Raw genomic sequence first — 23,553 nt, 5'->3', positions numbered from 1 at the left:
ATGACGGCAGACGTGGTGATCGTGGGGGCCGGATCGGCCGGTTGCGCAATGGCCTACCGGCTGGCCGAGGCCGGCTGGCAGGTGACGGTGATCGAATACGGCGGCACCGATGCCGGGCCCTTCATCCAGATGCCGGGGGCGCTCAGCTATCCGATGAACATGGGCATATACGACTGGGGCCTGCATACCGAACCCGAGCCGCATCTGGGGAACCGCGTCCTTGCCACCCCGCGCGGCAAGGTGATCGGCGGGTCGTCCAGCATCAACGGCATGGTCTATGTCCGCGGTCATGCCAAGGATTTCGACCATTGGGCCGAGCAGGGCGCGCATGGCTGGTCCTATGCCGACGTGCTGCCCTATTTCCGGCGGATGGAGCATTGGCACGGGCAAGAGCCGGGCGGCGAGCAGGAATATCGCGGGCATGACGGCCCGCTGCACATTACCCGCGGTCCGCGCCGTAACCCGCTGTTCAACGCTTTCATCGAATCCGGGAAGCAGGCCGGTTATCCGGTGACGGCCGACTATAACGGCCGCCAGCAGGAAGGCTTCGGCGCCATGGAGGCCACGATCTGGCGCGGTCGGCGCTGGTCGGCGGCCAATGCCTATCTGCGGCCGGCGATCAAGACCGGCCGGGTGCAGGTGATCCGCGGTCTGGCCCGCCGGGTGGTGATCGAGAATGGCCGCGCCGTCGGCGTGGAAATCTTGCAAGGCGGGCAGGTGCAGGTCATCCCGGCCCGTCGTGAAGTGGTGCTGGCGGCTTCGTCGATCAACTCGCCGAAGCTCTTGCTCCTCTCCGGCATCGGCCCGGCCGCGCATCTGGCGGAACATGGTATCCCGGTGGTGGCTGACCGCCCCGGCGTTGGCCAGAACCTGCAGGACCATCTGGAGCTTTACCTGCAATTCGCCTCGAAGAAGCCGATCACGCTCTACAAATACTGGAACCTCTGGGGCAAGGCGCTGGTGGGCGCGCAATGGCTGTTCACCGGCACCGGGCTTGGCGCCTCGAACCAGTTCGAGGCCTGCGCCTTCATTCGCTCGAAGGCCGGGATCGACTATCCCGACATCCAGTACCACTTCCTGCCGATCGCCGTGCGCTATGACGGCAAGGCGGCGGCGGGCGGGCACGGCTTCCAGGTGCATGTCGGCCCGATGCGGTCGAAGTCGCGCGGCTCGGTCTCGCTCCGCTCGGCAGACCCCGAGGCGGCGCCTGTCATTCGCTTCAACTATATGTCCCATCCCGATGACTGGGACGAGTTCCGCACCTGCATACGCCTGACCCGCGAGGTCTTCTCGCAGCTGGCGATGGAACCGTTCGTCAAGTACGAGATCCAGCCTGGGGCGGCAGTGCAATCCGACGACGAGTTGGACGCCTTCATCCGCGAACACGCCGAAAGCGCTTATCATCCCTGCGGGACGGCGCGGATGGGGCGTCGCGATGACCCGATGGCGGTGGTCGATCCGGAATGCCGGGTGATCGGGGTCGAAGGACTGCGGCTTGCCGACAGCTCGATCTTCCCGCGGGTGACGAACGGCAACCTCAACGCGCCGTCGATCATGACCGGAGAGAAGGCCGCGGATCATATCCTTGGCCGCCAACCGCTGGCGCCGGCGAACCTCGAACCCTGGATCAACCCGCGCTGGGCAACTGCGCAACGCTGAGCCGGACGACTCCTGCGCGACAGCAGGTGGCACCCAAAGACAACTCTCGTTAACCATTTGTTAACGAATGGGTTGATCCGCATGCCGCCTGTGCCGATCTGGTAGGCATGTCGCCGCTTCGTGCCGCCCTTCTTGTCTTCCTTACGCTGCTGGCCGCCCCGGCGCACTCGGCGGTTCTTGTCGGTCGCGGCGAGGCTGTGGATGGAGATACGCTGATCCTGCGGGGCGAGAAGATCCGCCTCTTCGGCATCGACGCGCCCGAGCATGACCAGACCTGCGATCGCGACGGAAAGAACTGGGACTGCGGCAAATGGTCGGGCCAGCAACTGGCGCAACTGCTGCGCGGGCGATCTGTCACCTGCGAAGGGGACGCGCATGACAGGTTCGGGCGCCTCCTCGCAGTCTGTCGTGTCGAGGGGCAGATCCTGAACGCGGCCTTGGTGCGCGACGGCGCGGCCTATGCCTACCGCCGCTATTCCAATGCGTTCGTGCCGGAGGAAAACATCGCCCGCTCCGAGAAACGCGGCCTCTGGGCGGCGCGGATGGTGACTCCGGAGGCCTACCGTCATCCGGAAGGTGCAGGTTCGGCCCCAACAGCAGGGGCGGGGGGCTGCCAACTCAAAGGCAACATCTCTGCCCGGGGAGAGCGCATCTTCCATAGCCCGGGGCAGGAACACTATGCCACGACGGTCATCAGCCCGTCGAAGGGTGAGCGGTGGTTTTGTACGGCAGCCGAGGCACGCGCAGCGGGTTGGCGCCCGGCCGCCCGATAAACGCCGGCGCAGACTTGATCGGTGTCAAATCGCAGTGCCGGTCGTGCCGATAATGTGAATCGGCAACGTATCGAAAGGGAGACGCAGATGTCCAACACACCACATGATCTGGCCGAGGAATTCCCGGCTGAAGCTGCGAAGATCAGCGCGCTGAAACAGAAGGATGCGCATTTCGCCAAACTGGTCGAAGAGTATCATGAGGTGAACCGCGCCGTGCACCGTGCCGAAACCCGCGTCGAGGTGATCGACGAGGCCGGCGAGCATGAACTGCGTCAGCGCCGCATGCGTCTCAAGGATCAGATCTGGCACGCGCTGAAGGCTGCGGCCTGAGAATTCCGCCGCGGGGGCGTATCGCCCCCGCGGTCAGCCCGCGATTTCGTAGGGCAGTATGCCGCGCCGGTCTGGCGTTACCTTCAGCCGCCGCTCCAGAGGCGGGACCGACCGCTGATGACAGGTCGCGCGCTCGCAGATCCGGCAGGAAATGCCGATCGGCTCGAAGCGCCCGGTCAGGTCGAGATCATCCGCATAGACAAGTTCCCCCGCATGCTGCACCTCGCAGCCGAGTCCGATCGCATAGCGGCGGACCGGCGCATGAAACGACCCTCCCGATTTCGAGACGTCGCGCGCCAGACAGAGGTAGCGCACGCCGTCCGGCGTCTCGGCGAGTTGGCGCAGGAAACGGCCCGGTGTTTCAAAGGCCTGATGCACGTTCCAAAGCGGGCAGGCGCCTCCGAACCGGGCAAATTGCAGCCGTGTCGCCGAATGGCGCTTGGTGATGGTGCCGGCCTGATCGACGCGGACGAAGAAGAACGGAATCCCCTTGGCGCCCGGCCGCTGCAGCGTGGACAGGCGGTGCGCCACCTGTTCGATCGAGGCGCCGAAGCGATCGGCCAGTTGCTCAAGATCATGCCGCGTTTCACGGGCCGCCTGAAGAAAAGCGCGATAGGGCATCTGGGCCGCCCCGGCGAAATAGTTCGCTAGCCCGATCTTGGCTATGTCGCGGGCCTCGGGCGTGTGGAACCGGGCAAGGTCGAGCGTCGCCTCGATCAGATCGTCCTGCGTCAGCAGCGCGACCTGGTGCAGCAACTGGAAGGTCTGGGTCGCCCCGGCCACGCGCCGCGAAATCGTCAGGACGCGGGCGGCGGGATCGTAGCGGCGCAGGTCGCTGTCGTCGTCATGGCGCAGCGTGATACTACGCGCAGCCAAAGCGTCAGTGGCGGCAAGTAGCGGGTCGCGCATCTGCCCCCCTGGCGCTGCGAAATGCTCGGCGGCGCGGTCGACGGCGTCGATGTAGTTGTCGCAGTAGTGGAAGAAATCCCGCACCTCCTCCCAGGGCGAGGGCCGCAGCGTCGCGCCCTCGCGGCCAAGCGCCTCGTCCAGCGAGGCGAGCCGTTCATGCGATTGGCGATAGGCGCGGTGGAGTTCTAGAAAGGCGCGGGCCAGCGCGGGGGCATTCGACGCAGCCAGCCGCAGGTCGGCCAAAGGCGGGGTTGCCGAGGCAAAGACAGGGTCCGCCAGCGCCTCACGCATGTCGCTGACCAGCCGCTCGCTGTCGCCGGTGGTCAGGGTCGTGACATCGAAGCCGAACTCCTGTGCCAGCGCCAGCACCACGGCAGCCGAAACCGGGCGGTGGTTGTTCTCCATCTGGTTCAGATAGGGCAGCGACACGTCGAGCTTGGCCGCGAAGGCCTTTTGCGTCAGGCCAAGGCGGCTGCGCAATTCGCGCAGCGTCGTTCCGGCGTAGAGTTTCTGGACGGCCATCGGCGGCTCCTTTGCTAAAGCGAGCCTAGCCTTTGCAAACCTATCCCGGCAAGCCGCCGCTTCGCCGCAGCGACCGCTCTCGCGCCAGTACCCAGAGAATGAATACGACCGACATCACCGAGCTTGCCAGCATCAGGAGGACCAGCGGCAGCGCCCCGGATCCGGGGCCCAGAACCGCACCCGCCAAGACCGAAAGGGCGGCGCCGCCACCGATCATGAAGGCCCCGCCCAGGCCGGAGGCCGACCCGGCCAGACGTGGGCGCACCGAAAGCATCCCGGCATTGGCGCTTGGCAGCACGACGCCGTTGCCGAGGCCCACCGTCACAATCGATCCGAAGAACACCGCCGGTGCCGTGAAGCCCGCCAGGGTCAGCAGCGTCAGCGCCAGGAGCCCGGCCGTGGTGAAAAGCGTCCCGATCAGCACCATGCGATTGACGCCCAGCCGCATGGCAAAGCGCCCGGAGAGGTAGTTGCCTGCCATGTAGCCCACTGCCGGTGCGCCGAACCAGAGGCCGAGCGTCGCCGGGTCCATCCCGAAGACCTCCGAGCCGACATAGGGCGCCCCGCCCAGATAGGCATAAAACGCCCCGGCTGCGCTGGCGGCCGAAAGGCAGTAACCCCAGAACCGTCTTGCTTTCAGCAATTCCGGATACTGCCGGACCTGTTCGGCGAAACCCGATCCTGCGCGCTGCGCCGTCTCACCCATATCGGCCCAGATCAGGGCGAAAAGCCCAAGCCCGCCAAGCAGAAGCAGCACGAAGCTGCCATGCCAGGACCAGGCCTCTTCCAACGCACCACCGATCACCGGGCCCACCATCGGCACGATCGACATGCCCATCGTGACATAGCCGATCATGGATGCGGCCTGATCCTGCGAGACGATATCCCGCACAACGGCTCGGGACAGAACAAGCCCGGCCGTCATTGTGGCCTGCAGAAGCCGACAGACAAGGAAGACGCCATAGTTTGGCGCCACCAACGCCCCAAAGGTCGCCAGGATGAAGATCGCGGTCGTGGCCAGCATCACCGGCCGCCGCCCCATCATGTCCGAAATCGGTCCGACCAGAATCTGCAGAACAGCGGTCGCCACGAGATACAGAGACAGCGACAATTGCATCGTGCTGTAGCTGACGCCGAAATGGCTGGCCATTGCCGGCAGCGAGGGCAGGAAGATGTTGAGCGAAAGAGCCGGCAGCCCGGCCAGCAGGACGAGCGTCATGATATGCGGCGGGCTGCGCCTGTCGAGGAAACGGCTGTCGGGGGTCATGATCCCGAGCTAGACCCGCGCGGGCAGAATGTCCATCGACGAGAACTAGCCGAAATGCCGGCGCAGCACCTCAGCGAGGGCCGGACGGGCCGAAGCCGCATCGCACAGGCGGGTGATGCCGGGGCAGGTGGCGGCAAGCCAGTCTCTGTCGACCCAGTGGCACAGCATCCAGAGATAGATGTCGAAGCTGCTCAGTCGCTCGCCAAAGAGGTAAGGGCCGGGGCCGAGTTGCCCCTCGAAGATCTCGAAGTGCCGCTTCACATAGGCGGTCGCAGCCGAGGCAACGGCGGTCGCGCCTGCGGGATCGTCGGTATAGGTTGCGGGCCGGAGTTCGCGCAGCATCGCTTCATAGACATTGGCGTGAAAGAAGGCCGTCCAGCGGTCGAGCGTCGCGCGGGCGCTGCTTCCTCCCGGCGGGACCAGGCCTGTTCCTGGAAAGGCATCGCCGATATGCGCAAGGATCGCCGGACCCTCGGTCACGACCGTGCCGTCGGGCAGGACCAGGGCGGGCAACTGCTGGCGCGGGTTGATCCGGGTGAAGGTCTCGCCGCGAGTCTCGTCGGTCGCGCGGCTGACGGGAATAAAGTCGTGGTCAACCCCGGCCTCGGCCAATGCGGCCTCGATCGCCATCGAACCGGTCTGTCTCCAGCCATAAAGTCTGTAACGCGCCATCTTTCACTCCCCCGCTTCCTGTCAGGATAGGGCGAACGGCGCGCGACTCAAATGGTTCAGCTCCAGCGGTGGAAGATGAAGAACGCGCCGAGCGCGATGAAGGCGAAGCCCAGCAGGTGATTCCAGCTGAGCGGCTCCTTCAGGTAGAGGACCGAGAACCCGGCAAAGATCGTCAGTGTGATGACCTCCTGAATGGTCTTTAATTGGGCGGCGTTGAAATAGCCGTAGCCAAAGCGGTTTGCCGGAACCATCAGAAGGTATTCGAAGAACGCGATCCCCCAACTGATGAAGATGACCTTGAGAAGCGGCTGGTCGGTGAACTTCAGATGCCCATACCAGGCGAATGTCATGAACAGGTTCGAACAGATCAGCAGGCCGATGGTCAGGACTGGAACGGGAATGGAGGGCATGATGAGTCTCGGATATCTGGAATGGGCCTCGGCTTACGCCAGCAGGCGGACATTGGCCAGTCAGACCTGATTTGCAATTTGCATCTGGACATCTGCCAATAGTTTGCAAATTTACGGGAATATTGTTCTCTCCGCCCGAACACGTCGCTATGGTGCGGCGCAAATCCGGGGGAGGACCGCCATGAAGGACATCCTGCAGCAACTCGAAGACCGTCGCACCATCGCTCGTGCGGGTGGAGGAGAGCGCCGGGTTGCGGCCCAGCATTCGAAGGGCAAGCTGACCGCGCGCGAGCGTGTCGAGCTTCTCCTCGACGAAGGTTCGTTCGAGGAATTCGACATGTTCGTTGCCCATCGCTGCACCGATTTCGGGATGGAGGAGACACGGATCCCCGGCGATGGTGTCGTGACTGGCTGGGGCACGATCAACGGGCGCATGGTTTATGTCTTCTCGCAAGACTTCACGGTGCTCGGCGGGTCGGTTTCCGAAACCCATGCCGCAAAGATCTGCAAGATCATGGACATGGCCGTGCAGAACGGCGCGCCAGTGATCGGCATCAATGACTCGGGCGGAGCGCGGATCCAGGAGGGGGTCGGCTCGCTGGCGGCCTATGGCGAGGTGTTCCAGCGCAATATCCTCGCCTCGGGCGTTGTGCCTCAGATCAGCCTCATCATGGGGCCTTGCGCTGGGGGCGCGGTCTATTCCCCTGCGATGACCGACTTCATCTTCATGGTGAAGGACAGCAGCTACATGTTCGTCACCGGACCCGACGTGGTGAAGACCGTGACGAACGAGGTGGTCACAGCCGAGGAACTTGGCGGCGCCTCGACCCATACACGCAAGTCCTCGGTCGCCGACGGCGCCTATGAGAACGACGTTGAGGCGCTGGCTGAAACTCGCCGCCTGTTCGATTTCCTGCCGCTTAACAACCGCGACAAGGCCCCCGTCCGCCCGTTCTTTGATGATCCGGCGCGCGTCGAGATGAGCCTCGACACGCTGGTGCCCGACAACCCAAACCAGCCCTACGACATGAAGGAACTGATCCTGAAGGTCGCTGACGAAGGTGATTTCCTCGAGATCCAGAAGGATTTTGCGGCGAACATCATCGTCGGCTTCATCCGGATCGAGGGGCAGACGGTTGGTATCGTGGCGAACCAGCCGATGGTGCTGGCCGGTTGTCTCGACATCGATTCCAGCCGCAAGGCCGCCCGCTTTGTGCGCTTCTGCGACGCCTTCGAGATCCCGATCCTGACGCTTGTCGATGTGCCCGGTTTCCTGCCCGGCACCAGCCAGGAATATGGTGGGGTCATCAAGCACGGCGCGAAGCTTCTCTTCGCCTATGGCGAAGCGACCGTGCCGAAAGTCACCGTCATCACCCGCAAGGCCTATGGCGGCGCCTATGACGTCATGTCGTCCAAGCACCTGCGCGGCGATTTCAACTATGCCTGGCCCACGGCCGAGATTGCGGTGATGGGCGCCAAGGGCGCGACCGAGATCCTCTATCGCAGCGAACTGGGCGATGCCGAGAAGATCGCGGCGCGGACCAAGGAATACGAAACCCGCTTTGCCACCCCCTTTGTCGCAGCCGAGCGCGGCTTTATCGACGAGGTGATCATGCCGCATTCAACGCGGCGGCGGGTGGCGCGGGCTTTCGCTTCGCTTCGCACGAAGAAGCTGAGCAATCCGTGGAAAAAGCACGATAACATCCCGCTTTGACCAAAGGAGTCATGGAGGTGCGGGCATGCGGTGCAGGATTTGGGCCATCTGGGTGGGGGGGCGGTCATGACCGATTTCGCGCCGATTGCCGTGCAGGCGGAGGGCGAGCAGGTGCTGCCCGCCGATCCGACCCAGATCGCCGTGCCGTCGGGGCAGGCGATCACGCTGCAAGATGTGGTCTGGAATGCGCCAGGACCGGCGGGACTGACCCTGCGCTTCCGCTTCGTCGCCCCCGGCATAGCCAAGGGTGGAGCCGTCTCCTTCGAGGCAGCCTCGGCCGACATGGAGTGGCTCTGCCAGAACTATGCCGTTCCCAGGATCGCCAATCTCGGGCCGCAGCCGGCGCAGATAGTGATCTCTCTGTCCGACCGCCCCTTGCCCTTCGGCGAGTCGGCGCCGGATGCCACCCAGTTCTTCGAAGCCTACAGCTTCACGGACGGGCAATGCGTGTGGGACATGTTCTGATGAATGCTGGATTTTGCGGCGTGCCGCAACAAGATGATGTAGGCGTGTCACAACCTGCCAACTTCCCATGCGATGCATGGGCAATCTCGCCGGGATCGGCTAAGGTGACTCGTGGCCCATCCCAAGCGGCCACTACCTCGCATCGGGGGCGCGGGGAGCTGAGGCTTGATCCGTCATCCCCCCAAGAAACTAGGAGTAGAGGATGTCCACGAGCACGCGCGTGCTTCTTGCCCTTTGCCTCGTCGCTTTCGCGGCGGCTTGCAAACCCAAGGAAGAAGCCATCGTTGTCCAAGAGCCGGTCACGACCGAACCGACCTTCACCGGCAAATACAAGTGACACGAAACGGCGGGGCTGGCCGGCTGGTCCGGCTTGCCCCGTCGGCAATGACGCCGCCTCCACCGGAGGGCGCGCGCCATGCTGAAACACCGCGGGTTTCCGAGCCGCCTTCCGGGCACCGATCTTCAGTTCACCATACGCCGCGCCAACCACAAGGACGGCCCGACCAAGATCATCCGGCGCGAGCGCTTCCGGGACCGGAAGCATGTCGATCGCATGGCCGATCGCATGTTCATGGCAGCGCTCTGGGCGCAGTTCGGTGAAGAGCCGTTCGAGCGCGGAAACCTGGATGCCGGGCGCCTGAGCTGGTTGTTCGGGCGTGAGGTTGTTCCGGCGGAAGATCCCTTCGATCCAGAAAGTTACGAAGCTCTCTTGAGAATTGACCTGAAGCGGGCGCAGGCCTCGTTTCCCGAAGTCTTTGCCGAGGATGCCGAACCGCTTCCCGAAGGCGACGACGACGACTGGGAGGACGAGTAGGCATGTTTCCGCCGCGGCCAGACTCCTTCCGGCAAATCCTCGCGCAGGTTCTGGGCCGGCACGCCTTGGCCTTTGTGCCGGAAGCCCAAGGCGGGCATCCTGATGCAGTTCCCGGCCTTTCCCGGGTTCGTCACGACCAGTTCCCTTTTCCCTACTTCCTGCCCGGTCCCGGACCGGGCAGGTCTTTCCCGGGTCTGGGTCGGCTGACCGGTCATTCCACAAAAGCAATCGCAACCGCCGCCGCCCGCCTGGGCGATCTGCGGGAGTCTTCAGAGATCGGGCGGCTAGCGCGGCCCGATATCGTCACTGACGCGCGCCAGGCCCACCGGCGCGCCCGAGGGGGAGCCCAATGTTCAAGAAGATCCTGATCGCCAACCGGGGCGAGATCGCCTGCCGCGTCATCAAGACCGCCCGCAAGATGGGCATCAAGACGGTGGCGGTCTATTCCGATGCCGACCGCAACGCGCTGCATGTGCAGATGGCGGACGAGGCGGTGCATATCGGGCCGCCCCCGGCTGCACAGAGCTATATCGTGATCGACAAGATCATGGACGCCATCCGTCAGACCGGCGCCGAGGCTGTCCATCCGGGCTATGGCTTCCTGTCCGAGAACCGCGCCTTCGCCGCCGCGCTGGAAAAGGAGGGTGTCGTCTTCATCGGCCCACCGTCCCCGGCGATCGAGGCGATGGGCGACAAGATCACCTCGAAGAAGATCGCCCAGGAGGCGAAGGTTTCGACCGTGCCGGGCTATATGGGCCTGATCGCCGATGCCGACGAGGCGGTGAAGATTTCGGGCGAGATCGGTTATCCGGTGATGATCAAGGCCTCGGCCGGCGGTGGCGGCAAGGGGATGCGGATCGCCTGGAACGACCAAGAGGCGCGCGAGGGCTTCCAGTCGTCCAAGAACGAGGCGGCGTCCTCTTTCGGCGACGACCGCATCTTCATCGAAAAGTTCGTCACCCAGCCCCGCCACATCGAGATCCAGGTGCTGGCCGACAAGCACGGCAACTGCGTCTATCTGCACGAACGCGAATGCTCGATTCAGCGCCGCAACCAGAAGGTCATCGAAGAAGCGCCATCGCCCTTCCTTGACGAGGAAACCCGCCGCGCCATGGGCGAACAGGCCTGCGCGCTGGCCAAGGCCGTGGGCTATACCAGTGCCGGGACAGTGGAATTCATCGTCGATGGCGCGCGGAACTTCTACTTCCTCGAGATGAACACCCGCCTGCAGGTGGAACACCCGGTCACCGAACTCATCACCGGCGTGGACCTCGTCGAGCAGATGATCCGCGTGGCCAATGGAGAGAAGCTGCCCTTCGCCCAGAAGGACCTCAAGATCAACGGCTGGGCGATGGAGAGCCGCCTCTACGCCGAAGATCCCTATCGCAACTTCCTGCCCTCGATCGGGCGGCTGACCCGCTACCGCCCGCCGATGGAGGGGCCGACCGAGCGCGGCGGCGTCGTGCGCAACGATACCGGCGTCTATGAAGGCGGCGAGATCAGCATGTATTACGACCCGATGATCGCCAAGCTCTGCACCTGGGGCGCGACAAGGGCCGAGGCGATCGAGGAGATGCGTCTGGCGCTCGACACGTTCGAGGTCGAAGGCATCGGCCACAACCTGCCCTTCGTTGGCGCGGTGATGGACCATCCCCGCTTCGTCTCGGGCAATATCACCACCGCCTTCATCGCCGAGGAATACCCCGAAGGTTTCCAGGGCGCGGTCCTGCATGGCCATGACATCCGCCGCATCGCCGCCGCCGCTGCCGCGATGAATCGCGTGGCCGAGATCCGCCGCACCCGGATTTCCGGTACGATGGACAACCACCAGCGCCGCGTCGGCGACGACTGGGTGGTCAGCCTGCAAGGCGAAAGCCATCCGGTGCGGATCGAGGCCGACCGCGACGGCTCGACCGTGCATTTCCCAGACGGCTCGCACCACCGCGTCACCTCGGACTGGACGCCGGGACAGCCGCTCGCCCGCCTGATGGTCGACGGCACGCCGCTGGTGATGAAGGTGGGCAAGATACCCTCCGGCTTCCGCCTGCGCCTGCGCGGTGCTGATCTGAAATGCCATGTCCGCAGCCCGCGCCAGCACGAGCTGTCGCTGCTGATGCCGGAAAAGCTGCCGCCGGATACGTCGAAGTTCCTGCTCTGCCCGATGCCGGGCCTTGTGGTGAAGATCAGCGTGGCCGAAGGCGACGAGGTGCAGGAAGGCCAGGCACTGGCGACCGTCGAGGCGATGAAGATGGAGAACATCCTCAAGGCCGAGCGGAAAGGCGTGGTCAAGAAGATCAGCGCGGCCGCCGGGGCGAGCCTCAAGGTCGACGACGTAATCATGGAGTTCGAGTAAGGCGATGGAGCCGCGGTCGCTGCCTTACCGTCCTGCCGGCCGCTGCTCCAGCATCTCTTGCCGGCGCAGCGGGAAGCGGTCGATGGCGTGGGTGATCTCGCGCACAGTCCAGGCGGACGGCACGCGGCGCTTCACCTCGCCATCCTTGTCCATGAGCACCAGCGCAAAGCCGCGCGGGCGGAGCCGCTGGCGGGCGTCGGTGGCGGCGGCGGGATCGGTGTCGGTGATGACCACCACGTCGCGCTCGGCCAACTCCCCGAGATCCGACTCGATGCGGGCCATCTGGCGCAGGAACTGCGGATCGTTCGGCGTATCGGCGAAGACCACGATAGGCCGCTGGACCCAGAGGAACTGGCTGAGCGTGACCGTATTCGCGGTGACAGGGCCGACTGCAGGTGCAGGGCTTTCCTGCGCCAGAACGGCAAGCGGCAGCAGCGCCGCGACGACAAGACTGAGAACAGATTTCATCGGGACTCCTTCCCCCCTGATATAGGGGGGAACGTCCTGAAACCAAAGCGGAACTGCCGGGAGGCCCAACCCGGCCAGACGGAAGGACGAGAGCGATGAGCGACAATCTCGAGGCCTGGCGCAAGCTTGCAGCGAAGGAGTTGAAGGGGGCCGACCCCGACAGCCTGACCTGGAACACGCTGGAAGGGATCGCGGTCAAGCCGCTTTACACCGAAGCAGATACGGCAAGCCTTCCTCATATGGGCAGCCTGCCGGGCCTCGCCCCCTTCACCCGCGGCGTGCGGGCGACGATGTATGCGGGCCGCCCCTGGACGATCCGGCAATATGCGGGCTTCTCGACGGCGGAAGAGAGCAACGCCTTCTATCGCAAGGCCCTGGCCGCCGGGCAACAGGGTGTTTCGGTCGCCTTCGACCTCGCCACCCACCGCGGCTATGACAGCGACCATCCGCGCGTCGTGGGCGATGTCGGCAAGGCGGGCGTCGCCATCGACTCGGTCGAGGACATGAAGGTGCTGTTCGACGGCATCCCGCTGGAAAAGATCAGCGTTTCCATGACGATGAACGGCGCGGTGATCCCGATCCTCGCCAATTTCATCGTCACCGGCGAAGAGCAGGGTGTGCCCAAGGCCGCGCTTTCGGGGACGATCCAGAACGACATCCTGAAAGAGTTCATGGTGCGGAACACCTATATCTATCCGCCCGAACCCTCGATGCGGATCATCGCCGACATCATCGAATACACCAGCCGCGAGATGCCGAAGTTCAACTCGATCTCGATCTCGGGCTACCACATGCAGGAAGCTGGCGCGAACCTCGTGCAGGAGCTGGCCTTCACGCTCGCCGACGGGCGCGAATATGTCCGGGCCGCCATCGCGCGCGGCATGGACGTGGATGATTTCGCCGGGCGGCTTTCCTTCTTCTTTGCCATCGGGATGAACTTCTTCATGGAGGCGGCGAAGCTGCGCGCCGCGCGGCTGCTCTGGCACCGGATCATGTCCGGGTTCGGGGCGAAGAAGCCGGGCAGCCTGATGCTGCGCACCCATTGCCAGACCTCCGGCGTGTCGCTTCAGGAGCAGGACCCCTACAACAACGTCATCCGCACCGCCTATGAGGCGATGGCGGCGGCGCTTGGCGGCACGCAGTCGCTCCACACCAACGCGCTGGACGAAGCGATAGCGCTGCCGACCGAGTTCTCGGCCCGGATCGCACGGAACACCCAGCTCATCCTGCAGGAAGAGACCGGGATCACGCATGTCGTCGATCCGCTGGCCGGCAGCTATTACGTCGAAAGCCTGACCGCTCAACTGGCCGAGGATGCCTGGAAGCTGATCGAGGAAGTCGAGGCCATGGGCGGCATGACCAAGGCTGTTGCCAGCGGCATGCCGAAGCTTCGCATAGAGGAAAGCGCGGCGCGGCGGCAGGCGATGATCGACCGGGGCGACGAGGTGGTCGTCGGGGTGAACAAGTATCGCCTCGCCAAGCAGGACCCGATCGACATCCTCGACATCGACAACGTCAAGGTCCGCGAGGCGCAGATCGCCCGCCTGACCGCGACCCGCGCCAAGCGCGACGAGACCAAGGCGCAGGCCGCGCTGGCCGAACTGACCCGCCGCGCCACCGAGGGCGGGAACCTTCTGGAAGCCGCCGTCGAAGCCGCCCGTGCGCGGGCCTCAGTCGGAGAGATCAGCGACGCCATGGAAAAGGTATTCGGACGGCATCGGGCCGAGGTGAAGACGCTGGCCGGCGTCTATGGCGCGGCCTACGAGGGCGATGACGGCTTTGCCGCCATCCAGAAGGATGTGGAGGCCTTCGCCGAGGAGGAAGGCCGCCGCCCGCGGATGCTGGTGGTCAAGATGGGGCAGGACGGGCATGACCGCGGCGCCAAGGTGATCGCGACGGCCTTTGCCGATATCGGCTTCGACGTCGATGTGGGCCCGCTGTTCCAGACGCCCGAAGAGGCGGCGCAGGACGCGATCGACAATGACGTGCATGTCGTCGGCATTTCGAGCCAGGCTGCGGGCCACAAGACGCTGGCGCCGAAGCTGGTCGAGGCTCTGAAGGCGGCGGGGGCGGGGGATATCCTGGTAATCTGCGGCGGGGTCATACCGCAGCAGGACTACCAGTTCCTCTACGACCACGGGGTCAAGGCGATCTTCGGGCCGGGCACCAACATCCCCGAGGCGGCACGGGATATCCTCAAGCTGATCCGGGCGACGCGCGCCTGAACGGCCGGGTAGGGGGCTTTCTGCCCCCTCGCGCCTCCGGCGCTCACCCCCGAGGATGTTTTTGAACAGAAGAAAGCCCGGGGCCTAGAGGTCGATCTGGCTGCCGGCCTCGGGTTCTTCCTGAGGCGCGGCACCGGGCGGAGGAGCAGGGGGCGCGGCCTTCCGGCGGATCAGGATGTCGCCGTTCTCGAGCATGACCGGCATTTCATACTGATCGGCGTTCTTCATCAGCTGGGCCAGTTGCAGCAGCATCGGCTTCATCTGTTCCAGCGCCTGGCCCATCTCGTCGAGATGCGGCTGCATCTCGGTGGCGAAGCCTTGCAGAAGGGTCTGCAGGCCGAGGCCCAGAAGGTCCATCCCGTCCTGCATTTGCGCATTGCCCGCGTCGCCGTCATCCGGAGGCAGGCCGGGCATCCCGTCTTCGGCAAGCGCGAGGGCGGGGAACAGGCAGAGAGGCAGGGCTATCCAGCGCATGAGGAGCAGCCTAGTCGAACTTTACGACAGTTTCCAATCACAAGCTCGGCGGGGGCGACGGGCGGTTCAGGTCGATGTCGATGCTGACCGGGAAATGGTCCGAAGCTGCCAGCAGCGCATCGCGCAGTTCGGGCACCTTCAGGCAGCCGGGGTCGTTCAGCGGGTGCCAGATGCGCCAGGCGGGCTTGCGGACGGCGAGGTCGGGCGAGATCATGATGTAGTCGAGCATCGCCTCGAAATAGCGCTTCTGGTCGTCGAGCCAGAAGCGCGCCGAGGTCGGCGTGATCGCGGGCTTGCGCACCAGCGCGAGATCGGCATTCGGGTCGTGCAGCTTCATCTCCGGTGCACAGTTTTGTCCAAGAACGATCTCGATGCCGGAATGGCCGAAAAGCGCCTCGTAATCGTCAAGCCCGGGGCCGTCGTTGAAATCGCCCATCACCATGACGCTGTCGCCCGCGTCCAGATGCTCGTCCACCCGGCGGCGTAGCCAGACGCATTCGGCGAGCTGCTTGCGGCGGTTGTCGATGGCGATGCGCATTTCTTCCTCGGGCGAGTTGGCGCCATGCGGGGCCTTGGACTTTGCATGAACGCCGATCAGCCGAAGGGCCTGGCCATCGGCCTCGACCGCAAGCTCCAGTGGCGGCTTGGAAAAACGGATGAGTTCGGGCACCGCATCCACATCGATGTCGAAGTAGAAGGACGTGTCGAAGCGCGGCGCTCGGGCGCGGGCCCCACTGGCGTCGCGCTCGCCCCCGCCCCGGGGATCGTGCCGCGCCTGAATGCGGTCTGGATCGTAGAGAAAGGCGATTTCCTGATGCGAGTCATTGGCGAAACCCATGATCGCGCGCGAGGTGCGGAGCTGGTAGTACCGCGCGAAGTTCTGCAGGGCGAGAACGGTGTCGCGCCGGTGCCCCTGGTTGGGCCCTTCGATGATCATCACACCATCGGCATCCATGGCGGTGAAGACGATGCCAAGCGAGTCGGCCTGATCGCCGCGAGTGACGTTGTAGCGCGCCGACCATTCACGATCGGTCAGCAGGCGGTTGTCATTGCCGAATAGTTGGGTGAACCATTCGATGTTGTAGGTGGCGAGCCGAAGCGGGCGCATCACGCCGCCTGCCGTGACGAGATCTCTGCCCAGGCCTCGTTGATGGCGATGAGGCGCTTTTCGGCCAGGCGCAGCGCTTCTTCTGGCACGCCGCGGGCGATCATCCGGTCAGGATGGCAATCGCGCACCGCCTGTTTCCAGGCGGCGCGGGCCTGTTCGATCGTGGCGTCGGGCGGGATGCCGAGGATGTCGTGGGGATCCTTTGGCGCATCGGGCACGAAATGCGCCCGGACCGCACGGAAGGCGCGTTCGTCGAGGCCGAAGATCATCGCGACTTCGTGCAGGAATACCTCTTCCGCCGGGTGATAGGCGCCGTCTGCCACGGCGATGTAGAACAGCCCTTCGATGAGATCGGTCAGGACGGCCCGGTCGTTGCGGAACATGGCAGCGATCTTTCGGGCGTAGGAGTCGAAACCGGCGACGTCCTGCCGGGCGAGGTTGAAGACACGGGAGGCATTCTGTTCTTCGCCGGGCGGGATGGCAAAGACCTGGCGAAAGGCCGAGACCTCGTCGCGTGTCACCGAACCGTCGGCCTTGGCCATCTTCGCGCCAAGGGCGATCACGGCAATCGTGAAGGCCACCGACCGTTCGGGGGGCGTGCGCAGCTTGTCGAAGACCGCAGACAGCCCTTCGCCGGAGACGAGGGCCGCCAGCGCGTCGGCGATGCGGGTCCAGATCGACATTGGACCAGCATAGAGAAGCCGAGACCCCCTGTCAGGAGAGGAATTTCTGCATCAGCACAAGGTCCAGCCAGCGGCCGAACTTCCAGCCCGTCTCGCGAAGGGTCCAGGTTTCGCTGTAGCCCATGGCGGCATGAAAGGCGCGTCCCGCCGCATTCTCGGCTGCAACCCCGGCAAAGATCGAATGCGCTCCCCCCGCGCGGGCATGGTCTTCGACCGCGGTCAGCAGGGCGCGCCCCAGTCCGGCGCCCGACGCCCCGGGCCTGAGCAGGATCGTATGCTCCATGCAGCGCGCATAGCCGTCGCCATTGCGGAATTGTCCGTAGGTGGCAAAGCCCAGAACCTCGCCGTCGCGCGCAGCGACGAAGAAGGCCGGGCGGGTGGCAATCATCGCCTCGACCTCGGCCAGGGTCTTTTCGGTCGAGGCAAAGTTGACCACCGTATTGCGGATGTAGTGGTTGTAGATTGCCAGCACGGCAGGCGCATCCTGCGCGGCAGCTGGTCGGATCGTCACAGGAAGCATTCGCCGTTCGGGCCATGGAACTCGGCGCGGATCGCCTTTTGTGCGCCTTCGACGATCGCCACGCGCGGATCGTGGAAACGTCCCTCCAGCTCGTGCCGAAGCGCGCCGGCGCGGGGATGTATGACCTCGAGCCGGACAAGCCGGAGCCCGCTGTCGGGAATGTGGTGGATCGGGTGATCCGTGCCTTCCCAATGGATCAGTGCGGGAAAGGCGTCGTCATAGGGCAGCTTGCCGCTTTCGGGAATCGCCATTTGCCAATGCAGGCTGCCGCGCTCCAGCTTGACCGGATGGCCGATGCCTTCAGGGCCTGTGGCGATTTCCGACTTGAGATTTTCGCACGCGACGATCCAGTTCGTGAGCCGAGGCTCCCCCGCCAGATTGTCCAAATCGAACCAGCGCGGCCAATCCGGCTTTGGAGCTTCGGGGTCGATGGCGATGATCTCCAGGTAGATATCGCCGAGCCCGACCAGCAGGTTGTGGGTGCCCATGTGTCGGTGGCGTCCGCCCGCGACCGGCGTCACGCCCAGGGCCAACTCGACATGGTGGGCGCCATCTTCCAGCGTGGCGGCGGACAGGGCGATATGATCGAGGCGCATCGATGTCAGGCTTTCTGCAGGGTGACGGAAGGCGTGGCGCGCAAGGACTGGGCGAACGAGGTGAAGCGGGCCTGCGCCACCTCGCCGAACAGGCCGACGCCAAGCGGGCTGAGACGCAGTTCGATCGTGTTCTGTTTTCGGTCAAGGTGAAGCGACCCCGCCTTGCCCGGATCGGAGACCGAGAACATCGCGCCGAACCGCATCGCCTTGCCCAAGACCTCGGCTTCGCGCACGCGGTCGTCGTCGAGCAAGCGGAAGAGCGGCTCCATCCGCGATCCTGAGCGCGAATTCTTGTAGCGGTGCAGCAGAGCGAGGCCCAGGAAGACGCGGCCGGGATGGTCTAGCCCGCCAAGGTTGGCCCGGGTCGCGTTGTCGAAGCAGATCTCGGCGCGATAGTCGGGGTGCGCGCGCCAGGCCGTGTCATGTAAAAGACAGGCGGCCTTGACCAGCCGCAGATGTTCCGGCGGGGCATCCTCGTAAAGCGGCGAGAGGAAGGCGAAGAGTTTCTTGCCGAATCCCGGGATCCGCGACGAGGTCGCCTCCATCACGCGTGCGGCCTCGATCAGAGGATCGCGCGCCCGCAGACCTTCCGACATCTGTTCGTAAAGCAGGCCTTCGCGGATGCCATAGGCCGAGACATCGACCTCGCGCGGGCGGAAGGTGGTGATGAGGCCACGCAGCACCTCGCAGGCGAGGGGGACCAGATCCATCCGTTCCTGTGAAGTGCCGGTCTGCGCCCGCAGCGCCGCCTGATCGCCCGAAGCGATCCAGTCGAGCGTCTCGAGCAGATGGTCAGGCATCATCCGGTATTCATGCAGCACGGTCAGCGGATAGGACCGGCGCAGCATGTCGAGCCGCGCGATCACCCGCCACGAGCCGCCGACAAGGTAAAGCCGCGGCGCCTCTTCGGTGAAGAGCGGGCGCATCTTTTCGAGGATGCCGGCGATATGAGTCTTGCGGGCCTTGGCGCCCCCCTTGACCTGCTGGAGCCGGAACGGCCCGAGCGGCGACGTGGCGCGCTTGCCCACTTGCCCGCCGCCGACCTCGGCCAGTTCCATCGAGTTGCCGCCGATGTCCGAGACGATGCCGCGCGCATCGGGCCAGCCAAGGAGCACGCCCTGGGCCGAGATTCGCGCCTCTTCGTCGCCCGAGATCACGAACATCTTCAGGCCGGTTTCCTTCAGCACCTGTGCCTGGAATTCGGGGCCGTCAATCGCCTCGCGCACCGCGGCAGTGGCGACAACGCGCAGGGGGGATATGCCCATGCCATCGGCCAGAAGCGCGAAGCGTTTCAGCGCGATCAACGCCCGTTCCCGGCCGCGCGGATTCAGCCGCCCGGTTTCGACGAGCCCGGCGCCAAGGCCGCACATCACCTTTTCGTTGTAGAAATAGGCAGGACTGCGGGCCGCGCCGTCGAAGACAACCATACGGACCGAGTTTGACCCGACATCAACCACGCCGACCCGACTGAGCGCCCGTGCCGAGGGGTCTTCGAGGATCGGGCGGCCATAGGGGCCCCAGTCATCCTCCGATTCCCTGCCCTTGTGCTTCATGCGCCTTCTCCGTCGTCCGGCGCGACCATGCCGTCCGGGGCGCCAGGGGTCAATCCTTGGCGGGCGTCAATCGGCGGATTGTGCGAGGCGCGGGACGTCCTTGGCCCCCGCCGTGCCGCGTCCGGAAAGGGACGGGTTCTCCATGAAGAAACGGTGACAGTTGAACAGCGGATGCTGTCCATCGCCCAGATCGCGGCGGTAGTGGCCGTCCGGTTGCAGGACCCAGCTTTGCGCCTCGTCCGCCATGTTGGCGACCATGATCTGGCTGACGATCTGTTCCCTGACCGTGGCGTTCTGGATCTCGACCAGAGTTTCGACCCTGCGCGTCAGGTTGCGGCTCATCCAGTCGGCCGAGGAGATGAACACCCGCGCCTTCTTCGAGGGCAGGCCCTGTCCGTTGCCGAAGCAGACGATGCGGCTGTGTTCGAGGAAGCGCCCGACGATCGACTTGACCCGGATGTTTTCGCTTAGCCCCTTGATGCCCGGGCGGACGCCACAGATGCCGCGCACGACAAGGCTGATCTTCACGCCCGCATTGCTCGCCTCGTAAAGCGCATCGATTACATCGGGCTCGATCAGGCTGTTCATCTTGGCCCAGATCGCGGCGGGGCGGCCGGCGCGGGCATGGGCCGCTTCGGCGGCGATCAGTTCCAGAAGGCGCGGCTTCAGCGTGATGGGCGAGATGGCGAGGTTCTCCAGCCCCTCGGGCTGCACGTATCCCGACAGGTAGTTAAAGACCTTCGATGCATCGCGCCCAAGCGCCGGGTCGCAGGTGAACAGGCTCAGGTCGGTGTAAATGCGCGCGGTGATCGGGTGGTAATTCCCGGTTCCGTAATGGGTGTAGGTGACAAGGTTCTCGCCCTCGCGGCGGACGACTGTCGCGATCTTGGCGTGGGTCTTGTAGTTGATGAAGCCGTAGACGACATGCGCCCCGGCCCGTTCCAGCCGCCGCGACTGGCGGATGTTCGCGGCCTCGTCGAAGCGGGCCTTCAGCTCCACGAGCGCCGTCACCGATTTCCCCGCCTCGGCCGCCTCGCACAGCGCGTCGACGACCGGGCTGTCATAGCTCGTCCGGTAGAGCGTCTGCTTGATCGCCAGCACATTCGGATCGCGGGCCGCCTGTGCGATGAAGCGGATCACCATGTCGAAGGTTTCATAGGGGTGGTGCAGGAGCATGTCCTTCTGCCGGATCGCCGCGTAGAGGTCGCCGTCATGGTCCTGCACCCGTTCAGGCACCCGCGGGGTGAATGTCGGCCAGAGCAGGTCTCGCCGGCTGTCGAGCACCAGTTCCTTCAGGTCAGCGACGCCAAGAAGCCCGCGCACCTCGACGACCTCGTCCTCGGTGACAGCGAGTTCCTCCATTATGAGGCCCCGCAAATCTTCCGGCGCGCCCGCCGAGATCTTGAGGCGGATCACCTCGCCGCGGCGGCGACGTTTCAGCGCTGTCTCGAACTCCCGCACAAGGTCTTCCGCCTCGTCCTCGACCTCGATGTCGCTGTCTCGCAGGACGCGGAAGGTGCAATGGCCGCGATCGACATAGCCGGGGAACAGCATGTTGAGATGCAGCATCAACAGCTCTTCCAGCGGCAGGAAACGGTATTCGCCGGGGCGCGCGGGCAGCGCGATGAAGCGGGTGATCTGCTGCGGGATCGGCAGAAGCGCCTGCAGCGGCCGGCCGTCGCGGCTGCGTTCCAATTGCAGGCCAAGGCAGAAGCCGGTGTTGGGGATGAAGGGGAAGGGGTGCGCCGGATCGATCGCGAGGGGCGACAGCACCGGGAAGACCTTGGCGAGGAAATGCGCCTCGAGGAACTTGAAATCGCGCGAGGTCAGCTTGGATCGGGTCAGGATCGCGATCCCCTCCGCCTCCATCTCGCGCTTGAGCTTGTTCAGCGTCGTCTGCTGGGTCTGCATCAGCCGCCGCGCATCGGCGTTGATGAGGGCCAGCTGCTCGGCCGGGGTGCGGCCATCCTCGGACAGCATGGCGTTCCCGGCGCGCGCAAGTTCGCGCAGGCCGGCGACGCGCACCGTATAGAATTCGTCCAGGTTGGTGGCCGAGATCGACAGGAAGCGCAGCCGTTCCAGCAGCGGGACCTTCGGGTTCGCCGCCTCTTCCAGCACTCGCCAGTTGAAGGCGAGCCAGCTGAGCTCTCGGTTGAAATAGCGCGCGGGACCGGTGATCTCTGCCTCGGGCAGGGGGATCGGCTTGGCGAAGGGAACCTTTAGGAAATCGGCCTGGGTCATGGCGAAACTGCTCGCGCTTTTTCGGTCACGCTACTGTGCAGACCCTTCGCTGTCCAGCAAGGGCGCGGCCAGTTGTCGGGTGATCGGACGCCCCTCGGCCAGTGATCTGGCGTCAAGAGCGGCGACAAGATCATGGGCCGCCGCAAAGGATCGGTCCATGCGGCTGACGAGGTATGGGATCAGTGTCGGTGCGACGGTGATCTGGCGGTCGGAGAAAAGCTTGACCAGAACTGCCGCCAGAAGCGCATCGTCCGGCGGTTCAAGCCGAGCCACGGGAAAGGCCTGCGCGCGGCTCAGAAGATCAGGCAGGCAAAGTCCCCAGTCGCGCGGGGCATGCTCTGCGGTCAGAAGCAGCGGTTGCCTTTGCGCCAATGTGAGGTTCATCAGGTGGAAGAGCGTGGTCTCGGCGGCGCTGTCGCCCGCAATCCGGTCGGCATCCTCGACAGCGAGAGGACCCTCGGCAAGTTCGTTGGGGTCACACCTCGTCAGCGCGTCAGCCGCGATGATCCGTGCTCCGGCTTCGGCCTCCCAGACATGGGCAAGATGTGTCTTGCCCGAACCGGCTGCTCCAAGCAGCAGCATCCGCGCGCCGGGCCAGTCCCGCCAGCTGCCGACGGCTGCAACCGCCAGCGCATTTGACGGCGACACGAAGAAATCTTCGCGCCCAAGCGCGACGCGCGAGGGCAGGTCGAAGGCCAGTTGCCGGATCACGATGAACTCTCGTCCTCCCAGGACGGGCGCTTGGCCATCTCCCCCCGGTAAAGCGGACTGCCCTGATACTGTGCCAGTGCAAAGCGGACGAGCACGCCAATGACTGCTGCCACCGGCACCGCGACCAGCATGCCGACAAAGCCGAACAGCGCGCCAAAGGCCGACAGGGCGAACAGGAGCCAGACCGGGTGCAGCCCGACCGATCCGCCGACGAGCTTGGGCGACAGGATGTTGCCCTCGAAGAACTGGCCGACGGCGAAGATGCCGGCAACAAGTCCGATCGACCACCAGTCCCCCCAGAACTGGAACAGCGCCAGTCCGATGGCAAGCGCGCCGCCTACCAGCGAGCCGACATAAGGGATGAACGTGATCGCCCCGGCGATGGCGCCGACGATCAGGCCGAAATTCAGCCCGGCCAGCATCAGGGCGACTGCATAGAAGGTGCCGAGGATGAGGCAGACACTGACCTGACCGCGCACGAAGCCCGCAAGAACCTCGTCAATGTCGCGGGCGATCTGGCGGATCGTGTCGGCATGGTCGCGCGGTAGGTAGCCATCGATGCGCGCGATCATCCGGTCCCAGTCGAGCAGCATGTAGAATGCCACAACGGGAACCACGACGATGAAGACGATGGCCGAGATCACGCTCAAGGCCGATGTCAGGAGCCCGTTCGCCAGTTCCGCGCCGCGCGACTGGATCGCCTCGCCGATCTGGGTCAGGGTCTGGCGCATGGTGCTGGTGCTGTCGGCCAGTTCGGGGAAACGGGCCAGCAGGAAGGTCTGCAATTGCTTCAGGATCGTTGGCGCCTCATTGATGAGCGCTGTCAGCTGGCTGAAGAGCGTCGGGATGACGGCAAGGACAAGCAGGACGACGAACAGCAGGGCCGCGACAGAGATGACGATCACCGACATGACGCGGCTCAGGCCCAGCCTTTCCAGCCGGTCGGCGACAGGATCAAGGAAATAGGCTACCGCCCCCCCGACGAGGAAGGGCAGCATCACATTGCCAAGCAGGTATAGCGCGGCAAAGAAGACCGCGGCGGCGATCCCCCAGTATTTCACCTGATCGCGGACGGGCAGCGACATG

Annotated in this window: 23 protein-coding genes; 9 read left to right on the top strand and 14 right to left on the bottom strand. The window is 64.8% G+C overall.

Annotated features, from left to right (window positions below):
* From betA to L0V05_RS08655, 3 genes are all read left to right on the top strand, one after another.
* Entirely contained in the window at nucleotides 1-1,659 is a 1,659-nt protein-coding gene (gene betA / locus L0V05_RS08665; protein ID WP_234869713.1) for a choline dehydrogenase, read from the top strand.
* Between the two features lie 107 nt (nucleotides 1,660-1,766).
* Nucleotides 1,767-2,432, top strand: a complete 666-nt coding sequence (locus tag L0V05_RS08660) for a thermonuclease family protein (protein WP_234869712.1) — start codon at nucleotides 1,767-1,769, stop codon at nucleotides 2,430-2,432.
* Nucleotides 2,433-2,519: 87 nt separating this feature from the next.
* Nucleotides 2,520-2,762 carry an HP1242/YdcH family protein gene (locus L0V05_RS08655; protein ID WP_234869711.1) on the top strand — a complete coding sequence of 81 codons (243 nt, stop codon included), beginning with the start codon at nucleotides 2,520-2,522 and terminating at the stop codon, nucleotides 2,760-2,762.
* A gap of 33 nt (nucleotides 2,763-2,795) precedes the next feature.
* Here L0V05_RS08655 and L0V05_RS08650 read toward each other — a convergent pair whose 3' ends face one another.
* The 4 genes from L0V05_RS08650 to L0V05_RS08635 are packed head-to-tail and all read right to left on the bottom strand — an operon-like array spanning nucleotide 2,796 to nucleotide 6,542.
* The gene (locus L0V05_RS08650) at nucleotides 2,796-4,193 is read right to left on the bottom strand and encodes a helix-turn-helix domain-containing protein (RefSeq protein ID WP_234869710.1); all 1,398 of its coding nucleotides are present in this window, start codon (nucleotides 4,191-4,193) and stop codon (nucleotides 2,796-2,798) included.
* 40 nt (nucleotides 4,194-4,233) lie between these two features.
* Nucleotides 4,234-5,460 carry a multidrug effflux MFS transporter gene (locus L0V05_RS08645; RefSeq protein ID WP_234869709.1) on the bottom strand — a complete coding sequence of 409 codons (1,227 nt, stop codon included), beginning with the start codon at nucleotides 5,458-5,460 and terminating at the stop codon, nucleotides 4,234-4,236.
* Between the two features lie 45 nt (nucleotides 5,461-5,505).
* Nucleotides 5,506-6,132 (bottom strand): glutathione S-transferase family protein, encoded by a 627-nt coding sequence (locus tag L0V05_RS08640; protein WP_234869708.1) that lies wholly within the window; start codon nucleotides 6,130-6,132, stop codon nucleotides 5,506-5,508.
* Nucleotides 6,133-6,188: 56 nt separating this feature from the next.
* Nucleotides 6,189-6,542, bottom strand: coding sequence for a DMT family protein (locus L0V05_RS08635; protein ID WP_234869707.1), 354 nt, complete (start codon nucleotides 6,540-6,542; stop codon nucleotides 6,189-6,191).
* A 181-nt stretch (nucleotides 6,543-6,723) separates the two neighbouring features.
* Here L0V05_RS08635 and L0V05_RS08630 point away from each other — a divergent pair, with 181 nt between their 5' ends.
* The 5 genes from L0V05_RS08630 to L0V05_RS08615 all read left to right on the top strand — a co-directional run bounded on the left by L0V05_RS08630 (nucleotide 6,724) and on the right by L0V05_RS08615 (nucleotide 11,888).
* Entirely contained in the window at nucleotides 6,724-8,256 is a 1,533-nt protein-coding gene (locus L0V05_RS08630) for an acyl-CoA carboxylase subunit beta (RefSeq protein WP_234869706.1), read from the top strand.
* Nucleotides 8,257-8,322: 66 nt separating this feature from the next.
* Nucleotides 8,323-8,721, top strand: coding sequence for a DUF6497 family protein (locus tag L0V05_RS08625; RefSeq protein WP_234869705.1), 399 nt, complete (start codon nucleotides 8,323-8,325; stop codon nucleotides 8,719-8,721).
* A 202-nt stretch (nucleotides 8,722-8,923) separates the two neighbouring features.
* Complete coding sequence (locus tag L0V05_RS20495) at nucleotides 8,924-9,058, top strand: hypothetical protein (protein WP_255683688.1); 135 nt, start codon at nucleotides 8,924-8,926, stop codon at nucleotides 9,056-9,058.
* 78 nt (nucleotides 9,059-9,136) lie between these two features.
* Complete coding sequence (locus L0V05_RS08620; RefSeq protein WP_234869704.1) at nucleotides 9,137-9,535, top strand: hypothetical protein; 399 nt, start codon at nucleotides 9,137-9,139, stop codon at nucleotides 9,533-9,535.
* A gap of 349 nt (nucleotides 9,536-9,884) precedes the next feature.
* On the top strand, nucleotides 9,885-11,888 hold the full coding sequence (locus tag L0V05_RS08615) for an acetyl-CoA carboxylase biotin carboxylase subunit (protein ID WP_234869703.1): 2,004 nt from the start codon (nucleotides 9,885-9,887) through the stop codon (nucleotides 11,886-11,888).
* Between the two features lie 24 nt (nucleotides 11,889-11,912).
* Here the strand turns inward: L0V05_RS08615 and L0V05_RS08610 are convergent, their stop codons facing one another.
* Nucleotides 11,913-12,356 (bottom strand): DUF4174 domain-containing protein, encoded by a 444-nt coding sequence (locus L0V05_RS08610; protein WP_234869702.1) that lies wholly within the window; start codon nucleotides 12,354-12,356, stop codon nucleotides 11,913-11,915.
* A 95-nt stretch (nucleotides 12,357-12,451) separates the two neighbouring features.
* Between L0V05_RS08610 and scpA the strand changes: the two genes are divergently transcribed.
* Nucleotides 12,452-14,581: a methylmalonyl-CoA mutase gene (scpA, locus tag L0V05_RS08605; RefSeq protein ID WP_234869701.1), complete on the top strand. Its 2,130-nt coding sequence runs from the start codon at nucleotides 12,452-12,454 to the stop codon at nucleotides 14,579-14,581.
* An 84-nt stretch (nucleotides 14,582-14,665) separates the two neighbouring features.
* Here the strand turns inward: scpA and L0V05_RS08600 are convergent, their stop codons facing one another.
* The 9 genes from L0V05_RS08600 to L0V05_RS08560 form a co-directional block, all read right to left on the bottom strand.
* Nucleotides 14,666-15,055 (bottom strand): AAA+ family ATPase, encoded by a 390-nt coding sequence (locus L0V05_RS08600; protein ID WP_234869700.1) that lies wholly within the window; start codon nucleotides 15,053-15,055, stop codon nucleotides 14,666-14,668.
* A 37-nt stretch (nucleotides 15,056-15,092) separates the two neighbouring features.
* A complete protein-coding gene (locus L0V05_RS08595; RefSeq protein WP_234869699.1) occupies nucleotides 15,093-16,166 on the bottom strand; it encodes an endonuclease/exonuclease/phosphatase family protein in 1,074 nt (357 codons plus the stop codon).
* The gene (locus L0V05_RS08590) at nucleotides 16,163-16,846 is read right to left on the bottom strand and encodes a molecular chaperone DjiA (protein WP_234869698.1); all 684 of its coding nucleotides are present in this window, start codon (nucleotides 16,844-16,846) and stop codon (nucleotides 16,163-16,165) included. The genes L0V05_RS08595 and L0V05_RS08590 overlap by 4 nt, the downstream gene beginning before the upstream one ends.
* Before the next feature lie 31 nt (nucleotides 16,847-16,877).
* On the bottom strand, nucleotides 16,878-17,366 hold the full coding sequence (locus L0V05_RS08585; RefSeq protein WP_234869697.1) for a GNAT family N-acetyltransferase: 489 nt from the start codon (nucleotides 17,364-17,366) through the stop codon (nucleotides 16,878-16,880).
* Nucleotides 17,354-17,962, bottom strand: coding sequence for a VOC family protein (locus L0V05_RS08580; RefSeq protein WP_234869696.1), 609 nt, complete (start codon nucleotides 17,960-17,962; stop codon nucleotides 17,354-17,356). Before L0V05_RS08580 ends, L0V05_RS08585 begins: the two co-directional genes overlap by 13 nt.
* Before the next feature lie 5 nt (nucleotides 17,963-17,967).
* Complete coding sequence (locus tag L0V05_RS08575) at nucleotides 17,968-19,515, bottom strand: Ppx/GppA family phosphatase (RefSeq protein WP_234869695.1); 1,548 nt, start codon at nucleotides 19,513-19,515, stop codon at nucleotides 17,968-17,970.
* 66 nt (nucleotides 19,516-19,581) lie between these two features.
* A complete protein-coding gene (locus tag L0V05_RS08570) occupies nucleotides 19,582-21,756 on the bottom strand; it encodes an RNA degradosome polyphosphate kinase (RefSeq protein WP_234869694.1) in 2,175 nt (724 codons plus the stop codon).
* A 30-nt stretch (nucleotides 21,757-21,786) separates the two neighbouring features.
* Nucleotides 21,787-22,467 carry a P-loop NTPase family protein gene (locus L0V05_RS08565; protein ID WP_234869693.1) on the bottom strand — a complete coding sequence of 227 codons (681 nt, stop codon included), beginning with the start codon at nucleotides 22,465-22,467 and terminating at the stop codon, nucleotides 21,787-21,789.
* Nucleotides 22,464-23,552, bottom strand: coding sequence for an AI-2E family transporter (locus L0V05_RS08560; RefSeq protein ID WP_234869692.1), 1,089 nt, complete (start codon nucleotides 23,550-23,552; stop codon nucleotides 22,464-22,466). The genes L0V05_RS08565 and L0V05_RS08560 overlap by 4 nt, the downstream gene beginning before the upstream one ends.
* Nucleotide 23,553: the final 1 nt, after the last annotated feature.

The organism is Alitabrizicola rongguiensis (assembly GCF_021491355.1).
Classification (GTDB): Bacteria; Pseudomonadota; Alphaproteobacteria; order Rhodobacterales; family Rhodobacteraceae; genus Aliitabrizicola; species Aliitabrizicola rongguiensis.
Note: the sequence above shows the minus strand (reverse complement) of the source record. Positions and strands in the feature narration are given on the sequence as shown.